The sequence below is a fragment of the Sediminibacterium sp. genome, assembly GCF_051861365.1.
Lineage (GTDB): Bacteria > Bacteroidota > Bacteroidia > Chitinophagales > Chitinophagaceae > Sediminibacterium.
In genome coordinates, this window is sequence record NZ_JBHYCW010000009.1 from 89465 (window position 1) to 114922 (window position 25458).

23 protein-coding genes are annotated in these 25458 nt (G+C 40.0%); 15 read left to right on the forward strand and 8 right to left on the reverse strand.

Annotated features, from left to right (window positions below; all coding sequences use genetic code 11):
* Nucleotides 1-26: 26 nt before the first annotated feature.
* From ACTIEV_RS06050 to hemA, 3 genes are read right to left on the reverse strand one after another with little or no spacing between them, the layout of a single operon-like run.
* Nucleotides 27-758 (reverse strand): uroporphyrinogen-III synthase, encoded by a 732-nt coding sequence (locus ACTIEV_RS06050; protein ID WP_322197220.1) that lies wholly within the window; start codon nt 756-758, stop codon nt 27-29.
* Nucleotides 745-1710 (reverse strand): hydroxymethylbilane synthase, encoded by a 966-nt coding sequence (locus ACTIEV_RS06055; protein WP_322197221.1) that lies wholly within the window; start codon nt 1708-1710, stop codon nt 745-747. Before ACTIEV_RS06055 ends, ACTIEV_RS06050 begins: the two co-directional genes overlap by 14 nt.
* A gap of 8 nt (nt 1711-1718) precedes the next feature.
* Nucleotides 1719-2927: a glutamyl-tRNA reductase gene (hemA, locus tag ACTIEV_RS06060; RefSeq protein ID WP_322197222.1), complete on the reverse strand. Its 1209-nt coding sequence runs from the start codon at nt 2925-2927 to the stop codon at nt 1719-1721.
* Between the two features lie 243 nt (nt 2928-3170).
* Here hemA and hemH point away from each other — a divergent pair, with 243 nt between their 5' ends.
* The 4 genes from hemH to ACTIEV_RS06080 all read left to right on the forward strand — a co-directional run bounded on the left by hemH (nt 3171) and on the right by ACTIEV_RS06080 (nt 9441).
* Nucleotides 3171-4223 carry a ferrochelatase gene (gene hemH, locus ACTIEV_RS06065; RefSeq protein ID WP_322197223.1) on the forward strand — a complete coding sequence of 351 codons (1053 nt, stop codon included), beginning with the start codon at nt 3171-3173 and terminating at the stop codon, nt 4221-4223.
* Nucleotides 4224-4335: 112 nt separating this feature from the next.
* Nucleotides 4336-4899, forward strand: a complete 564-nt coding sequence (locus ACTIEV_RS06070; protein ID WP_322197224.1) for a CopD family protein — start codon at nt 4336-4338, stop codon at nt 4897-4899.
* A 219-nt stretch (nt 4900-5118) separates the two neighbouring features.
* Complete coding sequence (gene ileS, locus ACTIEV_RS06075; protein WP_322197225.1) at nt 5119-8493, forward strand: isoleucine--tRNA ligase; 3375 nt, start codon at nt 5119-5121, stop codon at nt 8491-8493.
* Nucleotides 8494-8499: 6 nt separating this feature from the next.
* The gene (locus ACTIEV_RS06080; RefSeq protein ID WP_322197226.1) at nt 8500-9441 is read left to right on the forward strand and encodes a TraR/DksA family transcriptional regulator; all 942 of its coding nucleotides are present in this window, start codon (nt 8500-8502) and stop codon (nt 9439-9441) included.
* A 122-nt stretch (nt 9442-9563) separates the two neighbouring features.
* Here ACTIEV_RS06080 and ACTIEV_RS06085 read toward each other — a convergent pair whose 3' ends face one another.
* Nucleotides 9564-11384 carry an ABC transporter ATP-binding protein gene (locus ACTIEV_RS06085; RefSeq protein WP_322197227.1) on the reverse strand — a complete coding sequence of 607 codons (1821 nt, stop codon included), beginning with the start codon at nt 11382-11384 and terminating at the stop codon, nt 9564-9566.
* A gap of 64 nt (nt 11385-11448) precedes the next feature.
* Here ACTIEV_RS06085 and rbfA point away from each other — a divergent pair, with 64 nt between their 5' ends.
* The gene (gene rbfA / locus ACTIEV_RS06090; protein WP_322197228.1) at nt 11449-11823 is read left to right on the forward strand and encodes a 30S ribosome-binding factor RbfA; all 375 of its coding nucleotides are present in this window, start codon (nt 11449-11451) and stop codon (nt 11821-11823) included.
* A gap of 116 nt (nt 11824-11939) precedes the next feature.
* Nucleotides 11940-13145, forward strand: a complete 1206-nt coding sequence (locus tag ACTIEV_RS06095) for an ABC transporter permease (RefSeq protein WP_322197229.1) — start codon at nt 11940-11942, stop codon at nt 13143-13145.
* Nucleotides 13146-13288: 143 nt separating this feature from the next.
* On the opposite strand, the gene ACTIEV_RS06100 is transcribed toward ACTIEV_RS06095, so the two are convergent.
* Nucleotides 13289-14197, reverse strand: a complete 909-nt coding sequence (locus ACTIEV_RS06100; protein WP_322197230.1) for a transketolase — start codon at nt 14195-14197, stop codon at nt 13289-13291.
* 99 nt (nt 14198-14296) lie between these two features.
* Here ACTIEV_RS06100 and frr point away from each other — a divergent pair, with 99 nt between their 5' ends.
* On the forward strand, nt 14297-14860 hold the full coding sequence (frr, locus tag ACTIEV_RS06105; protein ID WP_322197231.1) for a ribosome recycling factor: 564 nt from the start codon (nt 14297-14299) through the stop codon (nt 14858-14860).
* Between the two features lie 66 nt (nt 14861-14926).
* On the opposite strand, the gene ACTIEV_RS06110 is transcribed toward frr, so the two are convergent.
* On the reverse strand, nt 14927-15802 hold the full coding sequence (locus ACTIEV_RS06110; protein WP_322197232.1) for a DMT family transporter: 876 nt from the start codon (nt 15800-15802) through the stop codon (nt 14927-14929).
* Between the two features lie 118 nt (nt 15803-15920).
* On the opposite strand from ACTIEV_RS06110, the gene ACTIEV_RS06115 reads away from it, so the two are divergent.
* The 5 genes from ACTIEV_RS06115 to ACTIEV_RS06135 all read left to right on the forward strand — a co-directional run bounded on the left by ACTIEV_RS06115 (nt 15921) and on the right by ACTIEV_RS06135 (nt 19180).
* Nucleotides 15921-16661, forward strand: a complete 741-nt coding sequence (locus ACTIEV_RS06115; protein WP_322197233.1) for a PPK2 family polyphosphate kinase — start codon at nt 15921-15923, stop codon at nt 16659-16661.
* Nucleotides 16662-16718: 57 nt separating this feature from the next.
* Complete coding sequence (gene mscL / locus ACTIEV_RS06120; protein ID WP_250687437.1) at nt 16719-17150, forward strand: large-conductance mechanosensitive channel protein MscL; 432 nt, start codon at nt 16719-16721, stop codon at nt 17148-17150.
* Between the two features lie 179 nt (nt 17151-17329).
* A complete protein-coding gene (locus ACTIEV_RS06125) occupies nt 17330-18160 on the forward strand; it encodes a segregation and condensation protein A (protein WP_250687438.1) in 831 nt (276 codons plus the stop codon).
* A gap of 237 nt (nt 18161-18397) precedes the next feature.
* A complete protein-coding gene (locus ACTIEV_RS06130) occupies nt 18398-18721 on the forward strand; it encodes a hypothetical protein (RefSeq protein WP_322197234.1) in 324 nt (107 codons plus the stop codon).
* Nucleotides 18722-18892: 171 nt separating this feature from the next.
* On the forward strand, nt 18893-19180 hold the full coding sequence (locus ACTIEV_RS06135; protein WP_322197235.1) for a hypothetical protein: 288 nt from the start codon (nt 18893-18895) through the stop codon (nt 19178-19180).
* A gap of 131 nt (nt 19181-19311) precedes the next feature.
* Here ACTIEV_RS06135 and dxs read toward each other — a convergent pair whose 3' ends face one another.
* Complete coding sequence (dxs, locus tag ACTIEV_RS06140; RefSeq protein ID WP_322197236.1) at nt 19312-21243, reverse strand: 1-deoxy-D-xylulose-5-phosphate synthase; 1932 nt, start codon at nt 21241-21243, stop codon at nt 19312-19314.
* Nucleotides 21244-21434: 191 nt separating this feature from the next.
* On the opposite strand from dxs, the gene ACTIEV_RS06145 reads away from it, so the two are divergent.
* The 3 genes from ACTIEV_RS06145 to ACTIEV_RS06155 all read left to right on the forward strand — a co-directional run bounded on the left by ACTIEV_RS06145 (nt 21435) and on the right by ACTIEV_RS06155 (nt 24674).
* Nucleotides 21435-22499 carry a sensor histidine kinase gene (locus tag ACTIEV_RS06145; RefSeq protein WP_250687440.1) on the forward strand — a complete coding sequence of 355 codons (1065 nt, stop codon included), beginning with the start codon at nt 21435-21437 and terminating at the stop codon, nt 22497-22499.
* 20 nt (nt 22500-22519) lie between these two features.
* Complete coding sequence (locus ACTIEV_RS06150; RefSeq protein ID WP_250687441.1) at nt 22520-23251, forward strand: LytR/AlgR family response regulator transcription factor; 732 nt, start codon at nt 22520-22522, stop codon at nt 23249-23251.
* A gap of 91 nt (nt 23252-23342) precedes the next feature.
* Entirely contained in the window at nt 23343-24674 is a 1332-nt protein-coding gene (locus ACTIEV_RS06155) for a M28 family metallopeptidase (RefSeq protein WP_322197237.1), read from the forward strand.
* A gap of 52 nt (nt 24675-24726) precedes the next feature.
* On the opposite strand, the gene ACTIEV_RS06160 is transcribed toward ACTIEV_RS06155, so the two are convergent.
* The gene (locus tag ACTIEV_RS06160; protein WP_322197238.1) at nt 24727-25116 is read right to left on the reverse strand and encodes a hypothetical protein; all 390 of its coding nucleotides are present in this window, start codon (nt 25114-25116) and stop codon (nt 24727-24729) included.
* Between the last annotated feature and the right edge of the window lie 342 nt (nt 25117-25458).

The following is a 25458-nucleotide window of genomic DNA, read 5'->3' on the forward strand; positions in this document are numbered from 1 at the left end:
AATGGTGAATGGGGAATGATCAATTTTTATGAATTCACAATTGACAATTCACCATTCGCGAAGTAATGAATTGCTTTCCTCACCAGTTCTTCTTTCCCCGGTGAGTGAGCTGTGATGATTGAATTGTTTGTATATTTTTTGATCGCTGCTTCCGTCGTACTTCCTATAGCAAAGAATACAGTTGCAGTAGCGGCTTTGTTTGTATGAAAAAAACTTTGGACAGCACTTGGACTAAAGAACAGAATACCGTCGTAAACAGTGTCTATTTTTTGATACAATGGAATGGTCTTATACACCACTATTTCTTCTACCTGAACACCGGCTTCTGTAAGTTTTGCCGGTAATTCATCTCTTCGCTGGTCTCCGCAGAAGAAAAACACTTCATCCAATTCATCATTGTCCGTTAAAATATTTTCAGCTAATTCTGATGCGTTATTGCCGGTACCACGAATAGCCTGTTCTCCAAAATGGTTACGAATCAGTTCTTGTGTGGTATTGCCCATGCAGTAAATATTCCATTCAGGCACTTGTTGATCGAGCATGGTGATCACACTTTCCACAGCGTTCATGCTCGTAAAAACAACCGTAGCATATTGTAAAGCAATCTGTGCAATCTCCTGTTGCGTATCAATGTCCAGTACCGGTTCAGTATCGATCAAGGGAATGATATCCAACTGAATGTTTTGTTCAGCGGCTTCCTGTATCAGTGTTTCTTTTACAGGTCTGGTAGATAATATTTTCTTTTTACTTTCCTGCATTTCTAATTTCTTGGATGATTTCTTCAGCACCCATGGCCAGAATTTCTTGTCCGGCTTCTGTGCCAATTGCAGCCCCAACTGAAACAGAGACAGTTGTACTTATGTCAACTTTCTGACTGCCATCCAGTGATACCACGTTGCCCTTAAAGAATAAAGTATCTCCCTCTATCTGAGCCAGTGCCGAAATAGGAGTAGCACAACCACCCATCAGTTGACGTAAGAAATTTCTTTCCGCATGTGCGCAGATGGCGGTTTCATGATGATGTAATTGTTGACAACTATTGAAGATCTCTGTCTCTCCTTCTCTGCACACTACCATCACAGCACCTTGTGCAGGGGCGGGTAGCATCCAGTCAAGATCAATTGCTTTTTCCGGACGAAGATCGATCCTTTCCAATCCGGCGGCAGCAAAGATGGCGCCCTGCCAATGGCTTTCTTCCAGTTTACGCAAACGGGTATTCACATTACCCCGTAGATTATCAAACTGATGATCGGGATAACGATTGAGCCATTGTGCTTTGCGGCGAACGCTGCTGGTGGCAAATAGACCATAGTCCATGGTCCATGGTCCATGGTCTGTTCGCCATTCACCATTCACATAACCCAAAGCTTCTGGTATATGATCTTCTTTATAAACAAGAATATCTTTGTATGATGCACGTTTTAATACTGCTGCTTCTTGTATGCCTTTGGCCAGTTGCGTGGGCACATCTTTCATGGAGTGAACGGCAATATCAATTTTGTTACTGAGCAAGGCTGCATCCAGTGTTTTAGTGAAGATGCCCTGTACACCGATTTCATAGAGTGGTGTTACGAGATCAATATCTCCTTCACTTTTAATATACACGAGCTCAGTAGCTACTCCTTTTTCTTTCAGGAGCTCTTGCACCCATGTGGCTTGCCACACGGCGAGCTGACTGTCGCGTGTTCCTATTCGTACTACCTTGGTCATATCTTGGTTTAATGACTGCTCGTCATGAAGTCGTTGATGGCTTCAATGTAATAACAACCGGGCTGATGTCTGTTACGCATCTTAACGGCTACATTGTTCACCACTTTCTGAATGGCTTCTGTATTGATATCTTCTGATGCTCTCCGTGAAGTTAAAAACAATCCACAGGAATGCATATCATGTAATTTTTGCTTTACCGCTTTCAAAATAGGAACATGGCGGCGCTGGTGGTTCCAAATCATAAACTCATTCATGTGTTGACGAATGATATTCATGGCCTTGGGTACTTCAGCCTTTCTTTTCTGTAAGGTTTGGTCATTGATCTTTGACAGATCATCCACATTGGCCAGTACTACATTTTCCTGTTGTGCCAATGATGGATCAATATTATGTGGAATAGAAAGATCGATCAGGATTTTTTTATTGCCCACCTGTAAATTTTGGGTGGTAACTACCGGCTGTTCAGCATTGGTGGCAACGATAATGATATCAGCACTATTGATCTCCTGTTCCAACTCATTCCAGTCAGCGCTTTGTAATTGCATACTTGCTGCAAGCTCATTCGCTTTCTCCGCGGTTCTGTTGATGAGGGTGATATTTTTAGTATCTAAGTAATCAACCAGATTCTTGCAAGTATTACGTCCAATTTTTCCGGTACCTAGTAGTACTATCTTCTTATCGCTGCTATCTACTAACTGCTGGCGGATAAATTGTATGGCAGCAAATGAAACAGAGATGGTACCACCACTTAATGCAGTTTCGTTTTTGATTTGCTTGGAAGATTGTAATACGGTATTGAACAAGCGTTCCATAAAAGAACCGATCACCCCCTTTTCTTTTGCAAACTTTACTGCCAGTTTCATCTGACCCACGATCTCATAATCACCCAGAATTTGGGAATCCAATCCGGCACCTACCGAAAAAATATGTTGTAAAGCTTCTTCGTCTTGTTTGATATAGCAACGTTGAACAAAATCTGCTTTACTGCCTAAAGTAACACTGCATAAAAGATCAACCAGTGTTTCAGCATCCGGAGCAATACTATAAATCTCGGTACGATTACATGTGCTGAGTACAAATAATTCTTTTACGCCCTTGGCTTTCGCATGTTGTAAAATGATAGCATATTGTTCAGGATTAATGGCATAATTACCACGAACGGCCGCATCGGTCTTTTTGTAGTTGATTCCTGCTATGAAAAATTGTCCTGTCTCCATAAACTGCCACGATCCTTTAGGTCTCGCTCAAATAAGTACGCAAAGGTATCCCGCATGGTTTCTTTTAAAACATGACAAACGTCATTACATTGTCATTTCTCTGTCAGATTTCTGATAAGCGGTCATTTTAGCTGCTGAGAGCAAACCCTTTCTGTTTTTGTTTCGTTCTTTTCTGCAAACAAATTCCTTAGAACTTTTAACTAAGCGATTTGTTAGTCTAACTTTGCAAACTCAAATGTGATTATGGCAACGAATGCGAAACGTGCACTCTTATTAATGAATTTGGGCTCACCTGATTCAACAGAAGTAAAAGATGTCAGAAGATACCTGAATCAGTTTTTAATGGATGGTCGTGTAATCGATATCCCCTACATTGTTAGAGCTTTATTGGTGCGTGGTATCATCGTTCCGTTTCGTGCGCCCAAATCTGCAGAAGCTTACAGAAGTATTTGGACCGATGAAGGTTCCCCATTAATCGTTCTCACCAAACAATTAAAAGAGGCGTTACAACAGGATATTGAAGAGCCTATTGAGATGGCTATGCGATATGGAACGCCATCTCCTAAAGAAGCCTATGATGCTTTATTGAAAGAACATCCTTCTTTGGAAGAAGTGGTTTTGTTGCCTTTGTATCCACATTATGCGATGAGCAGTTATGAAACTGCTGTTGAATATGCAAAAGAACAACACCAGGAATTTGGTTATCGTTTCAAACTGAGCGTCATCAAACCGTTTTATGATGATGAAGCCTATATCAGTGCATTGGCTGAATCCATCAAACCCTATATAGAAAAGGAGTATGACCATATTTTATTCAGCTATCATGGAGTACCACAAAGACATATTCGCAAGAGTGATACCACAGGTTGTCATTGTTTGAAAGTAGAGAACTGCTGTGAAGTAGCTTCTCCGGCACATAAAGAATGTTATCGCCATCAATTGGTAGTGACCACTAAATTAGTAGCAGAGAAATTGGGTATCCCTAAAGAGAAATATAGTCTTTCCTTCCAATCAAGATTAGGCAGTGGTTGGCTACAACCCTTTACAGATAAGCGTTTGGAAGCCATGCCGGGAGAGGGGATCAAGAAATTATTGGTAGCTTGTCCGGCATTCATCAGTGACTGTCTGGAAACCATTGAAGAAATAGGAGAGGAAGGAAAAGAAACCTTCTTGCATGCAGGTGGAGAATCTTTTACACTAATTCCATGTCTCAACGTCCACCCCGCCTGGATCAGCACCATTGAAAAATGGATGGAAGAGATTCGGAGTGGAAAGGAGGAGATGATTTTGGCGTAATAGTCCATAGTCGATGGACCATGGTCTATGGACTATCGACCTTACTTCGTAGCTTTTCGATTATTAATAAAGTTTACTACTATTTGCCATAACCTATAACCCATCACCCCCCATGTACGAATACCTCAAATCACTACACATCATCTTCATCGTTACCTGGTTTGCGGGGTTGTTTTATATGCCTAGACTGTTTATTTATGCAACAGAGGCGGGGAATAAAAATGAAATGGAATGTAAAGTGTTGCGTGAGCAGTTTTCCATCATGATGAAACGCTTATGGTATGGTATCACTTGGCCTTCGGCTATTCTTACTTTGATCTTTGGATTGTCAGTTTTATTTCATGGAAATTGGGATAAAGTTGTGTTTGATGTATCCGGAAGATGGCTATTGGTGAAACTCATTTTTGTTTTGTTTTTGTATGTCTATCATTTTTCTCTGCATCGTATTTTTAAGCAGGAGATTGCAGGCATTTATCGATATTCTTCTAATCAACTCCGTATTTGGAATGAAGTAGCCACTATTTTCCTCATCTCCATAGTCATGCTCGTCGTGGTGAAACAAAGCCTCAGTTTTGTATGGGGGCTGGTTGGGCTGATCTTATTTGTACTGCTGCTCATGAGCGCGATTCGGGTGTATAAGAGAATGAGGAGTAATGAATTCAAAAGTCAAAAGTGAAAAATCAAAAGTGAAAGGGGAAAGAATTCGTACGATATCTATTCTTTTAACTTATTGATAATCATTTTATTAGGTATTTTTTACGCCAGTAATCATCTTTTGACTTTTGACTTTTGACTTTTCCCCCTCCCTTTTCCTCCCCCACATTTCATACCTTCGCAGCCTTTAAAACCTGCCTGTTAAAGGATTACAGGTAATTTTCAAGCTGACCGAAAGACTATGAGTGCTAAATACGCTGAATTTTCAGGATTGAACCTGCCTGCTATCGAAAAAGAGATACTGGCCAAATGGAAGGATGGACAGGCTTTTGAACAAAGTGTTGCGCTGAGAGAAGGCAAAACACCTTTTGTGTTTTATGAGGGTCCGCCCAGTGCCAACGGTATGCCCGGTATTCACCATGTCATTTCCCGTACGTTAAAAGATATGGTGTGTCGCTATAAAACCATGCAAGGTTTTCAGGTGAAGCGTAAAGGCGGATGGGATACCCATGGATTGCCGGTGGAATTGGGTGTTGAGAAAGAATTGGGTATTACCAAAGAAGATATCGGTAAGAAAATTTCTGTGGAGGATTACAATCAGAAATGTCGTGAGGCAGTGATGCGTTACAAAGACATTTGGGATGATATAACTACCAAAATGGGATACTGGGTAGATCTGAATGATCCCTATATCACTTTCGATAACAAATACATTGAATCGCTGTGGTGGATATTGAGTGAGTTGTACAAAAAAGGATACTTGTATGAAAGTGTATCCATTCAACCTTACTCACCGGCGGCTGGAACCGGATTGAGTTCGCATGAGTTGAATCAGCCCGGAACTTATAAGGATGTAAAGGATACAAGTGCAGTGGCGATGTTTAAAGCCATACGTAGTTCGAAAACTGAATTTCTTTTCGAAGCAATATCGAATAATGAATTTTCAACTTCGAATGATGAAGTATTTTTCATGGCATGGACAACCACTCCATGGACATTGCCTTCAAATTTAGGATTGACAGTTGGACCGAATATTGATTATGTACTGGTACAAACTTTCAATCCATATACACACCTGCCTGTATTCGTGGTGCTTGCAAAAGCCTTGCTGGGTAAGTATTTCAAGCCGGAAGGTGAGAATGGTGATTTTGCCGGATACCATGCAGAAGTAAAATTATTGCCTTGGAAAATCATCACTGAGTTCAAAGGATCTGTTATTGAAGATGCCACTTATGAACAATTGCTTCCTTACGAAGCCAACTCAACATCAGTAGTTGAAGAAATTACACCGGGTGCAAAACCTTTCCGTGTATTGTGTGGTGATTTTGTAACGACTGAAGACGGTACCGGTATCGTGCACACGGCTCCTGCATTTGGTGCAGATGATTATAAGGTTGGACAGAAATACAATATCGGTATCCTAACCATGGTGGATAGAGAAGGAAAATTTGTGGACGGATTGGGAGAGTTTAGTGGTCGCTATGTGAAGAATTATAAAGATGAGAAAGACTATGTAGATGTAAACGTAGACATCTGCGTAAAACTGAAAAAAGAGAATCGTGCTTTCAAAGTTGAAAAATACGAACACAGTTATCCGCATTGTTGGAGAACAGATAAACCGATTCTTTATTATCCTTTAGATGCTTGGTTCATCAAGACTACTGCGGTGAAAGACAGAATGGTGGAATTGAATAAAACCATCAACTGGAAACCGAAAAGTACCGGTGAAGGACGTTTTGGTAATTGGCTGGAAAACATGGTAGACTGGAACTTGAGTCGCAGTCGCTATTGGGGAACGCCTTTGCCTGTTTGGCGTACAGAAGATGGTAGTGAAGAAGTTTGTATCGGTTCCATCGAAGAACTGAATGAAGGTATTCGCAAAGCTAATGAAGTATTGGGTGGTGATGTCAACAAGAACTATTTGCATGAAGGCATTCTCGATCTGCATAAACCTTATGTGGATGAGATCGTATTGGTGAGTCCTTCAGGAAAACCTATGCATAGGGTACCCGATCTGATCGACGTGTGGTTTGATAGTGGTGCCATGCCCTATGCACAATGGCATTATCCTTTTGAAAACAAGGAATTAGTAGATAAAGGACAATCATTCCCTGCAGACTTTATTGCAGAAGGTGTTGACCAAACGCGTGGATGGTTCTATACGTTACATGCCATTGGTGTGATGCTATTTGATAGTGTGGCTTACAAAACCGTTGTGAGTAATGGATTGGTATTGGATAAGAACGGAAACAAAATGAGTAAGCGTTTGGGTAATGTGGTGAATCCGTTTGAAACCATTGAAAAATATGGTGCTGATGCAACACGGTGGTATTTGATCACGAATGCATCACCTTGGGATAATTTGAAATTCGATTTAGCAGGTATTCAGGAAGTGCAGCGTAAATTCTTTGGTACTTTATACAATACCTATCAGTTCTTTGTGCTATATGCAAATGTAGATGGATTTGCATTCAAAGAAACGCCAATTGCATTGGCAGATAGACCTGAGATTGATCGTTGGATTCTTTCTTCACTCAATAGTTTGGTGAAAAAAGTAACCGCAGCAATGGATGATTATGAGCCAACGATCGCGGGAAGAGCTATTGAAGAATTTGTGGATGAGCATTTGAGTAACTGGTATGTGCGTTTGTGTCGTCGTCGTTTTTGGAAAGGTGATTATGAAACCGATAAAATCAGTGCTTACCAAACTTTATATGCGTGTTTGGAGACGATTGTAAGATTGATGGCGCCTATTTCTCCGTTCTTTAGTGATGCGGTGTTCAGAAATCTGAATGCTGTAACGAATAGATTTGATGTTAGATCTGTTCACCATGCAGATTTCCCTGTGGCTAATGAATCAGCGATTGATGAAGTATTGGAAGAGCGAATGCAATTGGCGCAGGATGTATGTTCGTTGGTATTATCACTACGTAAAAAAGTAAACATCAAGGTTAGACAGCCTTTACAGAAAGTGTTGATACCGGTACTCGATCCCAATATGAAACATCAGTTGGAATTGATCGAAGACCTGATCAAGGCCGAGGTAAATGTTAAGGAGATGGAATACATCACCGATACAGAAGGGATTATCAAGAAAAAGATCAAGCCTAATTTCAAAGCACTGGGTACTAAACTAGGTGCAAAAATGAAAGCAGCAGGTGCATTGATCACCGGATTCGGTCAGCATGAGATCGCTACGATTGAGAAAGCGGGTCAAATAGACTTGAATTTGGATGGCGAGACGATTACCATTTTATTATCTGAGGTGGAGATCGCCGCAGAAGATATTCCGGGATGGAGTGTGGCAGGCAAGGGTAGTTTGACCGTAGCCCTGGATATTACCCTCACTGAGGAGCTAAAACAGGAGGGAGATGCCCGTGAATTCGTCAATCGGATACAAAATATTCGGAAAGAAAGCGGTTTTGAACTCACAGACCGTATATTCGTGACCGTTCTTGAGGCTGAAGGCCTTAAGGAGTCTATTGTTAAGTATAACGATTATATTTGCCGCGAAATTTTAGCAGATATCATTGAATGGGTACCTGAATTATCGGATGGTACTGAGATCGAAGTCAATGATACCCTGTTGAAAGTGGTAGTAAACAAAAAAGGATAAAAGCGTATGGCTACTAAAAAACCAGCCCCTAAGGCAGCGAAAAAACCGGCTGCAAAGGCGGCACCAGCCAAGAAAACAGCTTCAAAACCAGCTCCTAAAAAGGCTGCTGCTAAACCTGCTCCTAAAAAAGCAGCTAAGCCAGCACCTAAACCGGCAGCTAAAAAAGCGGCTCCTGCTAAGAAAGCAGCAGTAAAACCAGCACCTGCAAAAAAGGCTGCTCCTAAGCCGGCTGCTAAAGCACCTGTGAAAGTAGCTAAACCTGCAGCTAAACCAGCTCCTAAACCGGCACCAGTTCCTGTTAAGAAAGCTGCTGTACCGGCTAAGCCTGTTGCAAAAGCTCCGGCTCCTGCACCGGCTGCTAAGCCTGTATCTACGCCATTACCACCGATGAAGAAACCAGAACCAAAAGGGCCACCAGCTCCGCCTGTGAAACCAGTGCGTAGAGCACCAGAGCCGCTGAAAGAGGTAAAAGTTCCTAAGACTAGTACCAAAAGCAGCGTCCCTTATCAGCCCGGATATACACCATTAGAAAAAAGAGTAGAAACTGTGAGAAGCAACGAAACATTAGTTAAATACAGTGATGCGGATCTGAATGAATTCCGAGATTTAATCAATAAAAAACTGGAGGCAGCTAAAAAAGAGCTGACTTATCTCCAAGGTCTGATTACCCGTAAAGATGAAATGGGTGGTGATAATGACGATGCTCGTTATATGACCATGGAAGATGGCAGTATGAGTATGGAAAGAGAGCAGCTCAGCCAAATGGCTAGCCGTCAGATTACTTATATTGATCATTTAGAGAAAGCATTGATGCGTATCGAAAACAAAACCTACGGTATCTGCCGTGTAACCGGTAAGTTGATCGATAAAGCCCGCTTACGTGCGGTGCCGCATGCAACCTTAAGTCTGGAAGCAAAGCTGGGTTTGGTGAAGCCTAGTGCTGAATAACCAACCCCCCGACCCCCTGAAGGGGGAGTTATGATGGGTACAAAAAATTAGAGCCGCTTAGTTTTCTAAGCGGCTCTAATTTTTATGAGGTTTCAAAACTCACTCTTCAGGGGGCCGGGGGGTTATCTAACTTCCTGCATCTCTACTAATTTCTTATAAATTCCTCCCATCAACAGTAATTCATCATGTGTACCTCTTTCTGCTATTTCTCCTTTTTGGAGAACGATGATCTCATCGGCATTACGGATGGTGGAGAGACGGTGGGCAATGACTATAGAGGTTCTTTGTTGCATCATATTATTGATGGCGTCTTGTACCAGTCTTTCACTTTCTGTATCTAATGATGAAGTGGCTTCATCTAAAATCAAAATCGGTGGATTTTTTAATACGGCACGTGCAATGGTTACACGCTGACGCTCACCACCACTGAGTTTGGTACCACGATCACCAATATTGGTATCAAAGCCTTCTTCTTTTCGCTGAATAAAATCATAGGCATTGGCAACTTTTGCAGCCTGCTCAATCTGTCTTTGATCAGCATGATCGATACCCAATGCAATATTATTGGCAATGGTATCATTGAATAGTATGGGCTCTTGTGTTACAATACCCATCTGACTTCTAATGGAATGTAGTGTGTATGCTTTGATGTTTACGCCATCAATTAAAATCTCACCACTTGATACATCATGAAAACGAGGAATGAGATCTGCGAGGGTACTTTTACCCGCACCGGATGATCCAACCAAGGCAATGGTTTTCCCTTTTTCAATCTTTAGGTTGATATTTTTTAAGATGGTCACATCTTCATAAGAGAAAGAAACATTTTTAAATTCAATACTGGTATTGAATTCAGTGAGGGTTTTGGCATTGGGTTGATCGGTAACGGTGACAGGTGCTTTCAAAATTTCCTCAATTCGCTGTATGGCAGCACTACCACGCTGGGCACTGTAAAATGAGCCGGACAATGATTTCGCCGGATTGATGATTTGGGTGAAGAAAACAATATAAGTGATGAAACTTTCCGGTTCTAATCCGAATTGTCCATCCAATACCAATTTACCACCAAACCAAAGAATACAAGACAATACCAGCACACCCAAAAACTCAGACAAAGGTGAAGCCAGGTCTTTCCGGAAATTCATCTTATTACGGATCTGATTCAGTGTATTGTTATTGGTGATGAATTTGTTGTGTAATATTTTCTCGGCATTGAATGCTTTGATCACACGTAATCCGCCAAGTGTTTCATCAAGTATTGACATCAACGTGCCTAATTTTTCCTGAGAGGAGGTAGACTGTTTTTTCAATGATCGACTCAATCTTCCGATGATAAAACCTGTGAGAGGTAATAATACTAATAAGAATAAAGACAATGCCGGACTCAACATCACTAGAAAAACAAGAATGATGATGATGTTGAGTGGGTCGCGAATCAATGCTTCGAGTGTACCCATTACACTCCATTCTACTTCATTGGCGTCATTACTCATGCGACTGATGATATCGCCTTTTTTTTGTTCTGTAAAGTATCCGATCGGAAGATCTAATATCTTGCTGTAAAGGTCGGCGCGCAACTTGGTCATTACATGGTTACGCATGGGAGCTAAAACTCTAAATGCGAGATAGGTAAAAACATTCTTAAAGAATACGGAAACGATGATAAGTCCGCAAATAGCTCCTAAAGCATACACTTCCCCGTTTTCGGTAATGAGCTTGCTGATGAAGTATTTTAGATAATTTAACACGCCGTTGGCAGTCAAAGCAAATGCTGGCTCAACATTGATCAATGCTGATTTATTGAAAAGCAATTGTAGAAAAGGGGCCAACATAGCCAATGAAACCAATGAAAAAAGGATGGAGAATAGGGTAAAAATCAAATACAGTACGATGTTCTGCTTCTGACTCCTCAGGTAAAAAAGTATTCTTGAAAAACGCTTCATATCAGGATAAAATCGGTAAAACACAGCAAAGTAAGTAATTTTACAGCCAATCAAACAGTTCAACATGGAAGAAGGAAAACGTCAGCGTCAGGTAGCAGGAGCCATTCAAGAGGAAATGAATGATATTTTCAGGAGACTGAATCTTTCCATGCTCGATGGAGGAATGGTATCTATTTCCTCTGTTAAAGTTACTCCCGATCTGTTGGAAGCCAGAATTTATCTCAGTCTGTTCCAGGTAAAAGATGCAAAAGCCACCATGAAGACGATAGAAGGTCGTGCATGGGAGATCAAGAAAGAATTGGCTGATAAAATGAAACACCAACTCCGCCGAATACCCGTTCTTCATTTTTATCTCGATGACACGTTGGATTATGTGTTCAAAATGGAAGAGATATTTAAGAATATTAATGAGGAGAAGAAGGGGGAGGGAAATGAGTAATGTGAATCGTCAATTGTGAATGGTGAATACCAGAGATGATTTATCATTCACAATTCACAATTGACAATTCACAAATATAAATTCATAATTGACAATTCACCATTCACACCCATCCCGTGAACCTTCTCTTTGCCTGGCGCTATTTTAGATCGAAAAAATCTACCAATGCCATCAATGTCATTGCATGGATCAGCGTAACGGCTATTACGGTGGGTTGTGCAGCACTTATTATCATACTCAGTGTATTCAATGGGTTTGAAGAATTGGTTAAGGGACTGTACACAGATTTTTATACGGATATTCGGATTGCTCCGACAAAAGGGAAAATCATTACACTCAACACGCAGCAACAACAAAAAATTAAGTCAACACCCGGAGTCGCTGTATTTAGTTTGGTAGCAGAAGAAAAAGCATTGTTGGTGAATGGTCCTTATCAGTCTATTGTATTGGTAAAAGGGGTGGATGAACAATATGTAGCTACCAATAAAATTACTGATCATATCAAGCGAGGAAAGTTTGCATTGGGAACATTGGAAACACCGTCTATTGTATTAGGCTATGGAATAGAAAATGCGATTGGGGCAGATGTGGAGCGAGGTATTTATCCACTCACGTTGTATACACCTAACAGGAAAGCCAGTTTTAATTCCTTGGATGGACTCAGTGTCAACAATATTACAGCCAGTGGCACATTTCAAGTACAGCAAGAATTCGATAACAAATATGCTTTTACCAATCTCGCTTTCTTCCGTTATATGCTCAATATGGAAGCAGATGAATACAGTGCTGCCGAGTTAAAAGTAGCCGGTGATGCAGATAAGATCAAAGAACAATTACAATCGATTTTAGGAGAGCGGTATTTGGTGCAAACAAGGTATGAGCAAAACAAGAGTTTATATGCAGTGATGCAATTGGAGAAATGGGTGATCTATGCTATTCTTTCTTTGATACTGGTAGTGGCTGCATTTAATATGATTGGAGCATTAACGATGTTAGTATTGGAAAAACAAAAAGATATTGCAGTATTGCAAGCCATGGGTGCCTCACAAAAACGCATTCAAGCTATCTTTTTATCAGAAGGATTATTACTTGCCGGATTTGGAGCTGCGTTGGGTATGTTGCTTGCCACAATTATCTGTTGGATACAAATTAAATTTGAACTCATTAAATTGGCAGGTGATACTTTTATTGTAAAAGCATATCCTGTTAAACTGATACCTGCTGATTATCTTTTGGTACTCCTAACTGTAACCACCATCGGTTTCCTTGCCGCATGGATCCCTTCTCGAAAAGCCAGCCGTCAAGAACTCGCACTCAAATAAACCCTCTGTATAACTCTGTGCCATACTCCTTTACCTCTGTGGTAAAAACCACTGAGTTGCACCGAGGGATGACACAAAAGAGCCGCTTAGTTTTTCTAAGCGGCTGCAATAAAAGTATTTTGAATTTTTACTTCTGACTTCTCCTAATAATCCCCCAAAGTTTCCTCTAATTGTCCCAATGCTTTGGCTAATTGCTCATCACTAGGAGCAATACCATGCCATTCATGGCTGCCTTCCATGAAGTCAACACCTTTGCCCATTTCTGTCTTCATTAGAATAGAGATGGGTTTACCTTGTCCGGTCATAGACTTTGCTTTATCCAGCACAGCTACCACATCTTCCATATCATTTCCGTTCATATCCAGAACTGTCCAGTTAAAGGCTTTGAATTTATCGTGCAGATTATCGAGTGATAAAACTTTGCTGGTTGGACCATCAATCTGTTGTCCGTTCCAGTCTACAGTCGCAATCAGGTTATCTACCTTATTATGTGCAGCAAACATCACTGCTTCCCATATTTGTCCTTCCTGTAATTCACCATCACCATGTAAAGAGAAAATAAGGTGGGGGTCGTTGTTGAATTTCTTAGTCAGTGCTGCACCAATGGCCACACTCATACCCTGACCCAATGATCCGCTGGCTATTCTTACACCGGGTAAATCTTCATGTGTAGTAGGGTGACCTTGTAAACGTGTATTCAGTTTACGGAAGCTGGCCAGTTCTTTTTTGTCGAAATAACCTGAACGAGAAAGAACAGAGTAGTAAACAGGAGAAATATGTCCGTTAGAAAGGAAGAACAGATCTTCACCCACACCATCCATCTTAAACTGACGGTCATGTTTCATGGTATGAAAAAACAGGGCGGTTAGGAAGTCGGTACAACCTAGAGAACCACCCGGATGTCCGCTTTGAACCCCATGAACCATTCTAACGATATCGCGCCTGATCTGTGAGGCCGCAGCTTTCAATTCCTGAATACTTGCCATATGCTTGTTTTGTGGGTGCGAAGATAGGGAATAGAGATAGTCAATAGTCGATGGTCCATAGTCCATGGGAAGAAAATGTCAACTAAGTAGGGTATGAATCAAACAATTTACCATGGACCATGGACTATGGACTATTCACTATATTTGCTCCCACAAAATCATCATATGTCAGAAGATTTGGATTTAATATTGGCCGATGCGGAAGAAAGTATGACCAAGGCGATTGGCCACCTGGAAACAGAGCTTACGAAGATCAGGGCTGGAAAAGCCAATCCAACCATGTTGGACGGTATTATGGTAGATTATTATGGCTCACCAACGCCTATCAATCAGGTAGCAAATATCAGCGTGCTGGATGTTCGTACCATTAGTATTCAGCCTTGGGAAAAGAACATGCTGGCTGCTATTGAAAGGGCCATCATGGCTGCGAATATTGGCATCACTCCTCAAAATGATGGTGTTCAATTACGTTTATACCTCCCGCCGCTAACAGAGGAAAGAAGAAGAGAGTTGGTAAAAAAAGCTGCAGGTGAGGGTGAACATTCAAAAGTAGCGATCAGAAATATCCGTCGCGATGCCATTGAGCAGGTGAAGAAATTACAAAAAGACGGTTTGAGTGAAGACGCTGCAAAAGATGCTGAAAAAAGTATTCAGGATATCACCGATAAATTCATCACACTCGTAGATAAACATTTAGCCGCGAAAGAAAAAGAAGTGATGGCGGTCTAATCTTTGATTTTTTGATCTGTGATTTCTTGATTTATTTTTCTAAAATCAAAAAATCACAGATCATAATCAAGCTTTTTCTTTTTTATTTACCAGGTACACCCCACAAAGAATAATCCCCAAGCATCCAACTTGAAGTAAAGTGATTTGTTCTCCGTCTAACAATCCCCAGAATACTGCAACAAAGGGAATTCCATAGGTGACCATGGACGCAAACAATGTACCTGCTCTTTTTACGAGCATATAGAAAATGATGGAAGCAAAAGCGGTTCCCAGTACACCCAAAATAAAAGAAGCACCTGTGGCTTTGATAACAGCAGGTTCAGACAAACGCATTGCTGTATATCCGGTATAGTATAAAATAATGGCAGATGGAATGATCAGAAAAACAAAGGCCAGTGAAGCAATATTCAATGAGCCTACTTCTTTCATATGTCTGCCTACCATGTTTACATTGATACCATAACAAAGTGTAGCTAATAATACGAGTCCGGCATAAGAGATGTTTTGAAAGCTTACTTCTTTACCGGCAAACATCAATAAGCATAATCCAATAAACCCAATAATGACACCGGCAATTTTGGTGCTATTTGCTTTTAATTGAAAGAATGAAATACCTACCAATATGGTAAACAAAGGGGTGAGTGCGTTCAAAATGCCTGCTAAAGAACTGTCGATTTGTGTTTCGGCGATACAGAATAAATATGCCGGAAAAAAATTACCCAATAATCCGGATAAGATCACGAGAAACCATTTTCGTTGCGGTATTTGTTTGAGTGCTTTTACTGCAAAAGGTGTAAGGATGAGTCCTGCACTGAGTATGCGGATAGATGCTACTTGATAAGGTGTTAAAACATGCATCCCTTCTTTCATCAGGATAAAAGAACTACCCCAAATAATGGATAGCACTAAAAAGATGCCCCAGTTAATGATCCGTTCTCTCAAGGTATTGTTTTTGTAAAGGTGAGGGATTGCACCGATTAATTGACCATGTTCTGGCCGAATATTCTTTTCTTTCCTTTCACGGGTTAAAAAATTTAACTTTAAGAGATAAAACTTCTCTATGATCCAGCTAAGTAAAATCAATACCCGAGCCCCCAAGAACCTGAATAAAGAAAAGGTCAAAACAAAAACAGCTAAACTGGTGGAAGAACTGGATGAGTTACAAAACCTTTTGTTTGCAGAAGGAAAACATTCAGTGCTGATCATTATTCAGGGGATGGATGCCAGTGGGAAAGATGGGGCCATTAGAAATGTATTTGGCAATATGAATCCACAAGGTGTGCAGGTAACATCTTTCAAAGCACCTACTGCATTGGAGTTGTCACATGATTTTTTGTGGCGTATTCACCAACATGCCCCGGCTAAGGGCATGATACAAATATTCAATCGGTCACATTATGAAGACATACTGATTACTCGCGTACATAAATGGTGTACAGATCAGCAAGCCAAAGAGAGAATGCGTGCGATCAATGATTTTGAATGGTTGTTGAACAAACATAATCACACACATATCCTGAAATTCTACCTGCATATTTCACCTGAAGAGCAAAAGCAAAGACTTACTGAAAGAATCCATGATCCGCAAAAACAATGGAAGTACAACGAAAAAGATTTTGAAGAGGCCAAACTCTGGAAAGAATATATGCGGATGTATGAAGACTGTTTTAATCACTGTAATAAAATTCCTTGGATCATTACGCCTGCCGATCAAAACTGGTACAAAGAATATATCATGGCAGAGGCGTTGCATCGTTTACTCACCAGTCTAAAGATGCAGTATCCGGGATTGAAGAAATAGCCCTTCCGTTTTTCATTCATTTTAGGTATTTTCACTATTCACCAAACCAACACAACCATGGGAATGCTGAAAGAATTTAAAGACTTTGCCATGCGGGGCAATCTGGTAGATATTGCCGTTGCCTTTGTTATGGGCGCTTCATTCGGAAAGATTGTTACCTCTTTTGTTGATGGCATCGTGATGCCTTTGATTGGTATGCTGACCGGCGGGGTAGATTTCAATGACAAGGTATGGGTCTTGAAAGAGGCAGTAGCCGAGGTCAAAGATGCTACGGGTGCTATTGTAACAGAAGCTTCTGCAGAAGTGTCTGTGAAATATGGAGCATTCATTACCAATCTGTTAGATTTCATTATTGTAGCATTTGCCGTCTTTTTGGTCATAAAAGCCATCAATAGAATGAAAGGTCCGGCCGAAGCCGCAGCCCCCGCTGGTCCAACAGAATCAGAGAAGTTGTTGGCAGAGATCAGGGATTCGTTGAAGAAAGTGTAGTGGGTAATAGCTTATGGATCATAGCAAATGGAAATAACAAAGGTTGATATATTTCCATAACTATAAGCCATAACCTATACGCTATACCCTATTCGCCCTCAACTAAGTGGATAAATATTACCCCCTTCCGGTCGAAATAAGACTTGAAGGGGTTTTCTTTGCAGCTAAAGTATTGAGTTGTGAATACAGTGAATTATCAAATCAAGTTAGACCAGTTTGAAGGTCCGTTCGACCTGCTTTTGTTTTTTATTGAGCGGGATGAACTGGATATCTATAATATTCCCATTACTAAGATCATCCAAGATTTTCTGGATTTTATACATCAGGGAGAGAAATTGAATATTGAACTCAGTAGTGAGTTTATTCTATTTGTATCTACGCTGATGCGTATCAAAGCACGATTGTTATTACCACGTAAGGAAATAGATGCGCAAGGAAATGAAATTGATCCGCGTCAGGAATTGATCGATAAAATTCTGGAGTACAAACGCTTCAAAGAAGCTGCTGTTCAAATGGCAGAAATGGAAGCGATGCGTATGTTGATGGTGAAGCGTGGTAACCTGCAAAAAGAGCTGATTGAAATTGGTGAAGATGCTTCTGAAGGAACCGAGATACAGAACATCACGATGTTCAAGCTGATGAAAGCTTTTGAAAAAGTGATGCAGCGGGTACATGATCGCCAGAATAAACCGGTACATACGGTTGTGCGCTACAACTATACCATGGAAGGAAGCCGTGATTATATGCTCGACTTCGTAGCAAAAGAAAAAACGGTGGCTTTTGAAAAAGTGTTTGAAGTATGTAGTGATCGTATACATGCCATCTTCCTATTCTTGTCTATCCTGGAATTGACACAACAAAAATTCATGAAGCTGCTGGTAGCAGAAGGAAAGAATAATTTCATTGTTGAGTGGAATGATAAGCGAGAAGAGGAATTAAAAGAAGAAGGTCTTACTGACGAAGATTTCACCAACACATTTACTGACGATCCTACACCCGCTGCAGAATAAAAAATCTGTGAATCTGTGGCAAAAAATAAAGCCACAGATTCACAGATTGTATTTCCAACCAGTTTGTTATTCTCTACAGAAACCGAGACGTATTTATTTTTATCTAATAAAATACTTGCACATGTCTAATAAATAATATTTAAATTTATTATTTCATAACACGTGAATGATCATTTGATTACAACAAAGTGAATTTGAAAGATCAATATATCTGAGAAGCTTTCAATTGATACTCTTATGTCTAAATACTTATACATTCTGGTGTTGGTTACAGGTCTATTCCTTCGCAACCAGATACAGTCTCAGACCTATTTAACCATTATAGGAACCCAGCACTATCCAACAGACAACGTAAATAGCAATACGTTGTACAAAGAGCTTCAGAAAATTAGACCTGATATCATTTTAATGGAGTATGATAGTGCTAACATGGACAAAAAAGGGAATTTTTTAATCCAGTCCAATGAAAATGAGCAAGTAGCAGTTAAGCGATATTTAAAAGAGTATTCAGTAATAGTCAGACCCTTTGATTTTGAAGGTAGAAATCAATTTTATAGCTAAAATCAGACTTTCAAAAAAGAACAAATTTTTTTTAGTGTAAGAGATAGTTTATTTAGTAATGGATTATTGGACAGTATATCGAACGCTATCTTTCAAGAATTCTTACAGGTCAATAATATTTTGAATGTACTTGCAAACGAAACGCTTTATGATCTCAATAATAAAACCTCTATGTCCGTCATTAAGCTTCGGCAGGACCTGAACTATAACAAAACACTCATCATGTGTTATAGAAATGATCAACTAAGTAGATATAGGGAATTTTGGAAGCAAAATGGTGAGTTTTGGATATTTCGAAACAAGCAAATGATAGAAAATATTCTCAACTATTGTAATGAATTTAAAGGCAAAAGAATAGTGGTACTTACCGGATTCTACCATAAATATTTGTTGTGTGAAGGATTAGAAAAAGTAGCACAGGAAAGAGGTATTGTTATAAAGGAGTTTTGGGAATATTAAAACTAGGATGATTTACTATTGCATAATATGTTTTGAATGCTCATTAAATAACATAGCACTCAAAAAAAATCTGTGAATCTGTGGCTTTTTATTTAGCCACAGATTCACAGATTCAATCCTAAGAAATTAAATTATCCTAACAATACTGTAGCAGTCACAGTCTCACGCATCAATTCGCGAACTGCATCTGCAATGCCTTGTGCATCATACGCACATTCTCTATGGAGTTCTTTTGGCGTACCATGCTCTACCAGTCTGTCCGGAATACCCAATATTTTTACATCAGCTTTATAGCCATGCTGGTTCATGAATTCCAATATTGCTGAACCGAAACCTCCTACTACAGTTCCATCTTCTACGGTTACAATTTTGCTATACTTGCTGAAAGCTTCATGTAACAAATCTTCATCAATCGGTTTTACAAAACGCAGGTCATAATGCGCAGGATCTATTCCTTCTGTTCTCAATTCTCTGATAGCAGCCGTTGCGAAATTACCCGGATGTCCAAAGCTTAAAATGGCAACTTCTTTTCCATCTTTTATTTTTCTTCCTTTTCCGATATGTATTTCTTCAAAAGCAGTTCTCCATTCCGGCATCACACCTTCTCCACGTGGATAACGGATCACAAAAGGATATACAGTCGTCTCTAATTGCGCAGTATACATCAAGTTGCGTAATTCCTGTTCATTCATCGGAGCACTCACAATCAGATTGGGAATACAACGCATGTAAGGAATATCATAACATCCGTGGTGTGTTGGACCATCTTCACCTACCAATCCGGCTCTATCCAGACACATCACTACCGGTAATTTTTGTATGGCTACATCATGCACTACCTGATCATAAGCTCTTTGCATGAAAGAGGAGTAGATATTGCAGAACACACGCATACCCTGTGTAGCCAAGCCGGCGCTTAGAGTTACTGCATGTTGCTCACAAATGCCCACATCGAATGCACGGTGTGGCATTTTTTCCATCATGAATTTGAGTGAAGATCCACTCGGCATGGCCGGCGTAACACCCATCACTTTTTCATTCATCTCCGCCAGTTCAATCATGGTATGTCCAAATACATCCTGGTATTTAGGTGGTTGCGGAACGTCGATTTTTTTCTTGTAGATCTCACCGGTTACTTTATCAAACAAACCCGGCGCATGCCATTTGGTTTGGTCTTTTTCAGCCAGCGCATATCCCTTTCCTTTGGTGGTAATGATGTGCAATAATTTCGGACCGGGGATTTCTCTCAGGTCTTTTAAAGTATCTACCAGTTTGGTGATATTATGTCCATCAATCGGACCAAAATATCGAATCTTCAATGCTTCAAACAGGTTACTGCTCTTACTCACCACACCTTTTACTCCTGCTTCAATCTTCGATGCCAGATCACGGCTCAGGTTTTTACCAACGGGTAGTTTACCAAGCAAGTTCCAAACCTCATCCCTTACTTTATTATAGGTAGGAGAGGTACTGATATCTGTCAAATATTCTTTAAGCGCACCCACATTCGGGTCGATGCTCATACAGTTATCGTTCAAAATGATCAAAACATCACTGTCAGCAACCCCTGCATGGTTCATAGCCTCGAAAGCCATACCGGCTGTCATGGATCCGTCGCCAATAACAGCGATGGATTTACGGTTCTCCCCTTTGTATTTAGCTGCCATGGCCATACCCAAAGCCGCAGAAATTGAGGTGGAAGAGTGTCCTACGCCAAACGTATCATATTGACTTTCAGAGCGTTTTGGGAAACCGCTCAAGCCTTTGTATTTACGGTTAGAGACAAATTGATCACGTCTGCCGGTCAGGATCTTATGTCCATAAGCCTGATGTCCTACATCCCATACCAATTGATCGTAAGGTGTATTGTACACATAATGAAGGGCAACGCTCAATTCTACCACACCTAAACTGGCAGCGAAATGTCCGCCATGTACGCTTACCACATCGATAATATATTGTCTCAATTCATCACAAATCTGATGTAATTGTTCTCTGGTAAGGGTTTTGAGGTCATCGGGGTTATTGATCCTACTGAGTAACTGTCCCGGTTTAATCTCCATGCGGAAGGGTTTGAAATGTAAAAATAGGCTTTTCGTGTTAAGCAATATGCCAATAATACATAAAGGAACAGTTGACAAAACAGAAGGTTCGTCGGCGGGGAACATTAATTTACGCCAAACAACTGTGCTTTTTGCCTTTAATCAAATTTGGGGATCAGTGGGCAAGGCTTTCCCGCTATATTTGTTCTCACATGAAGACTAGTAAATCTACTTTGTATTGGTGGTGCCAGTTAGGGGGTTGGTTGTTCTATGGATTGACCATGGTTTTCTTTGCCTTCGTCTTCAGAGATCGTCAGGGCTCTATTAATGAGATATTTTATTATCGTTTGGTAGTGACCATCCTTACCGGTATGGTATTTACCCATTTATTGCGTGAGTTGGTAATCAGAATGGAGCTTCGTCCACCCATCGATTCCAATAAATGGTGGTTATTGACCATTACCATTTTATGCATTATTGTATTATATAGTTTATCGAACAGTGCGGTGGTAGAATGGCTGCGATATTATGATCCGGCTATCAAAGCTTCGGTAGCGAAAAGATTCCTGTCCAACCTCATTTTTGATTCACCCATGATATTGGTTTGGGTGTCAATTTATTACATTTGGCATTATGTGGAATTGGGTACGAAGAGTGAAATACAAAAAGTGAAACTGGAGAGTCTGGTAAAAGAGCTGGAACTCAAAACCATCAAGTCGCATATCAATCCCCATTTTATTTTCAATGCATTGAACAGTATTCGTGCCTTGGTGGATGAGAATCCGAATCGTGCCCGTACAGCGATTACTGAATTGAGTAATATTCTGCGTAGCAGTATGCAGGCGGAAAAATTAGAAACCGTTCCCTTTGAAAAGGAATTGAATATTGTAAAAGATTATCTGGCCTTGGAACATATTCGTTTTGAGGACAGATTGCATGTGGAGTATGAAATTGATGAAGATACCTTGGATCAGCCGGTACCTCCTATGATGTTACAGACATTGGTGGAGAATGCCATTAAACATGGTATCGGAAAGCAAAAAGATGGTGGATTGATTAAAGTGATTTCCGATTACAGAGACAACCATCATGAACTGATCATTCAAAATACCGGTCAGCTGAATAGTACCACCAATTCAGATGGATTTGGTATCAACAGTACCCGAAACCGTCTGAAGTTATTATTCGGCGGAAAAGCTAACTTTGAGATCAGGGATATTGGAAACAATATGGTAGAAGCGGTGGTGAAAATGCCTGTTCAACCTGTTTATTCTTAATTCTATATAATAACCGATCTATGGCTATCAAAGCGATCATTATTGATGATGAAAGACTTGCACGTAATGAGTTAAAAAAGTTATTGCAGGATCATTCCGATATAGAGGTAATTGAAGAAGCTGCGAATGTGGATGATGGAATTGAAAAAATCGAATCCCTCAATCCGGATCTGATTTTCCTAGATATTCAGATGCCCGGTAAAACAGGTTTTGATCTGTTGGCAGAAGTAGAAAAAGCACCCAAAGTGATCTTTACCACTGCCTATGACGAATATGCCATCAAAGCATTTGAAGTGAATGCATTGGATTATCTGCTGAAACCTATTGAACCCAAACGTTTGGCCGACGCCATTCAAAAATTACAAGCAGAAATTTTTAAAGAATCTGCCGGATTAAATGGTATCAACAGAGGTCCGCTCACTGAACAGGACCAGGTTTTTGTAAAAGATGGAGAACGTTGCTGGTTTGTAAAGCTTGGAGAGATCCGTTTATTTGAAAGTGTAGGCAATTATGCTAAAGTATTCTTCGGTACCAATAAACCGCTGATCTTAAAATCACTCAATGCATTAGAAGAACGTTTGGATGACAGGATGTTTTTCCGTGCCAATCGCAAACATATCATCAACCTACGTTGGATCGAAAAAATTGAGCCTTACTTCAATGGTGGTCTCCTTGTAGACCTCAAGGGCGGCGAAAAAATCGAAGTAAGCCGCAGACAGACAGTGAAGTTTAAGGAGATGATGAGTCTGTAAAGAGGTTGATAGTCCATGGCCCATAGTCCATGGATGGTAGTGTTTTAGCTTTTCACAATAATTATTAGATATATCTTTCTAACCACGGACCATGGACTATGGTCTATTTACTATTAGCCCCATGAAAAAAAACGACCTACTCCTCGTTGCGTTTCTTATACTGTCACTGAACAGTTTTGCGCAGAAGATTGAAGATTTGATTACCGAAAAAGAAATGGCCAGAATTGAAAAGATACTGTCTTCTGATGAAATGGAAGGTCGCAGAACTTTTACCAAGGGAATTGATAAAGCTGCAGCATTTATTGCTGATGAGTTTAAGAAAACCGGACTGCAAACTTGGAATAATAGTGGTTCTTATTTGCAACAGTTCTTAATGATACGCCCAAAGTTTATAAGTGTAACAGCAAGTGTAGATGGAGTAAGTGTTGATAGCAAAGATGTAATTGTATTCACTTGTCAGCCGGAAATTAAAGTGACAGAAAAATCTGGATATGAGAAAGTGACCATCGGTAAAGGAGCTAATCTGGGCACGGAAATAAGAAAGTTAATGTCTGCTAACAAGAATTATTTTGTGTTATTGGATACAAGTTACAAAGGTTCAATGCAGGGTCTCACTCGGATGAAGAGTGCACTCTTTAAGACTGATTATAATCTGATTTTTTTGTTTACTACCAGTGATCCTAAAACCTATGCCATTGAAAGTAAACATGAGATTACCGAACTTCCGGCAGCCAATGTTGTGGGGGTATTACCCGGTAAGAGCAAGAAGAATGAATATGTGATTTTCTCAGGGCACTATGATCATTTAGGGATCATGGGTAAGGATAGAAATGGAAATGTGCAAACTGATTCTATTTTTAATGGTGCCAATGACGATGCCGCGGGTACTACCGCTATGATGGTACTGGCACAATATTTCAAAGCCATCAATAACAATGAACGCACTTTGATCTTTGTTGCATTCACTGCAGAAGAAGTTGGTGGGTATGGCTCTACTTATTTTTCACGTCAATTTAATCCGGAGCAAGTGATGGCGATGTTCAATATTGAAATGATCGGTTCTGAAAGTAAGTGGGGTAAGAATTCAGCTTTTATTACAGGGTATGAGAAAACCGATATGGGTAAAATTCTGCAAAGCAATTTGGAAGGAACGGACTTTACTTTTTATCCTGATCCATATCCAACACAACAACTGTTTTATCGTTCAGATAATGCTACATTGGCAAGACTTGGTGTTCCGGCACATACCATTTCTACTACTAAAATTGATGTAGATCCCTATTACCATAAAGCCAGTGATGAATTCAGTACGATTGATATTGATAATATGACACGCATTATTCGTGCCATTGCTTTGAGTTCAAAAGGTATTGTGAGTGGGAAGGATACACCTAGCAGAGTGAATACAAGTGATTTAAGATAATTATAAAATTAGACCTAAAAAAAGCAATCAATTTTGATCGCTTTTTTTAGGTCTAATTTTTTCTCAACTCCAATGCCTGTACCTTATTGCCACTCGTAGATTTCCATTGCTGGTAATTTCTTTTATTCGAAATGATGATCCATGTTTTGGAAAACTCAGTACTGTCGCCCGCAATAGTGATGGCAGCATCTGCAGCTGTCCACTTAAAAGGAAACATATCTACATGACTAGTTCCTAATACACTGTAATTGATATTCTTTTCACCGGAGCCGTTTTTGTGAAAAGTGATCGTGCCGATATTACTCAAAGAATATCCTTGCTCTGAAGGCGTTCCATTTTCAAACTTATTGATCGTCCATGTACCCACAATTTTAGGGGAACAAGAGATCATACCAGTCATGATTGTAAGGATGAAAATGATTGATGATTTTCTTTTTTTCATATTCTTTCTTTTACGTTGTTTCTATGATTGTAACAAACAACATACTCAATTTGTTGATATTTGGATTTTGCCCCTTAATTATAGATCTGTTTTAATTTACTGCCATGCTATGGTATCAAGTAGATATTGATATTGTTAAATAAAGTTATTAATATAGCAAATATTTAAACGAATGGCGCTTAGGTCCAAGCGTATTTAAAACACCTACAGCGTATTTATTTGAAAAAGAAGTTGAAGGCTCAGGCAGTAGTGTGAAGATAAAAAATATCACTATTGTCCGACTAAATATTTAATAGATGTCATAAAAAAAGGGATGATTACTAAGAATCATCCCGAATAGTT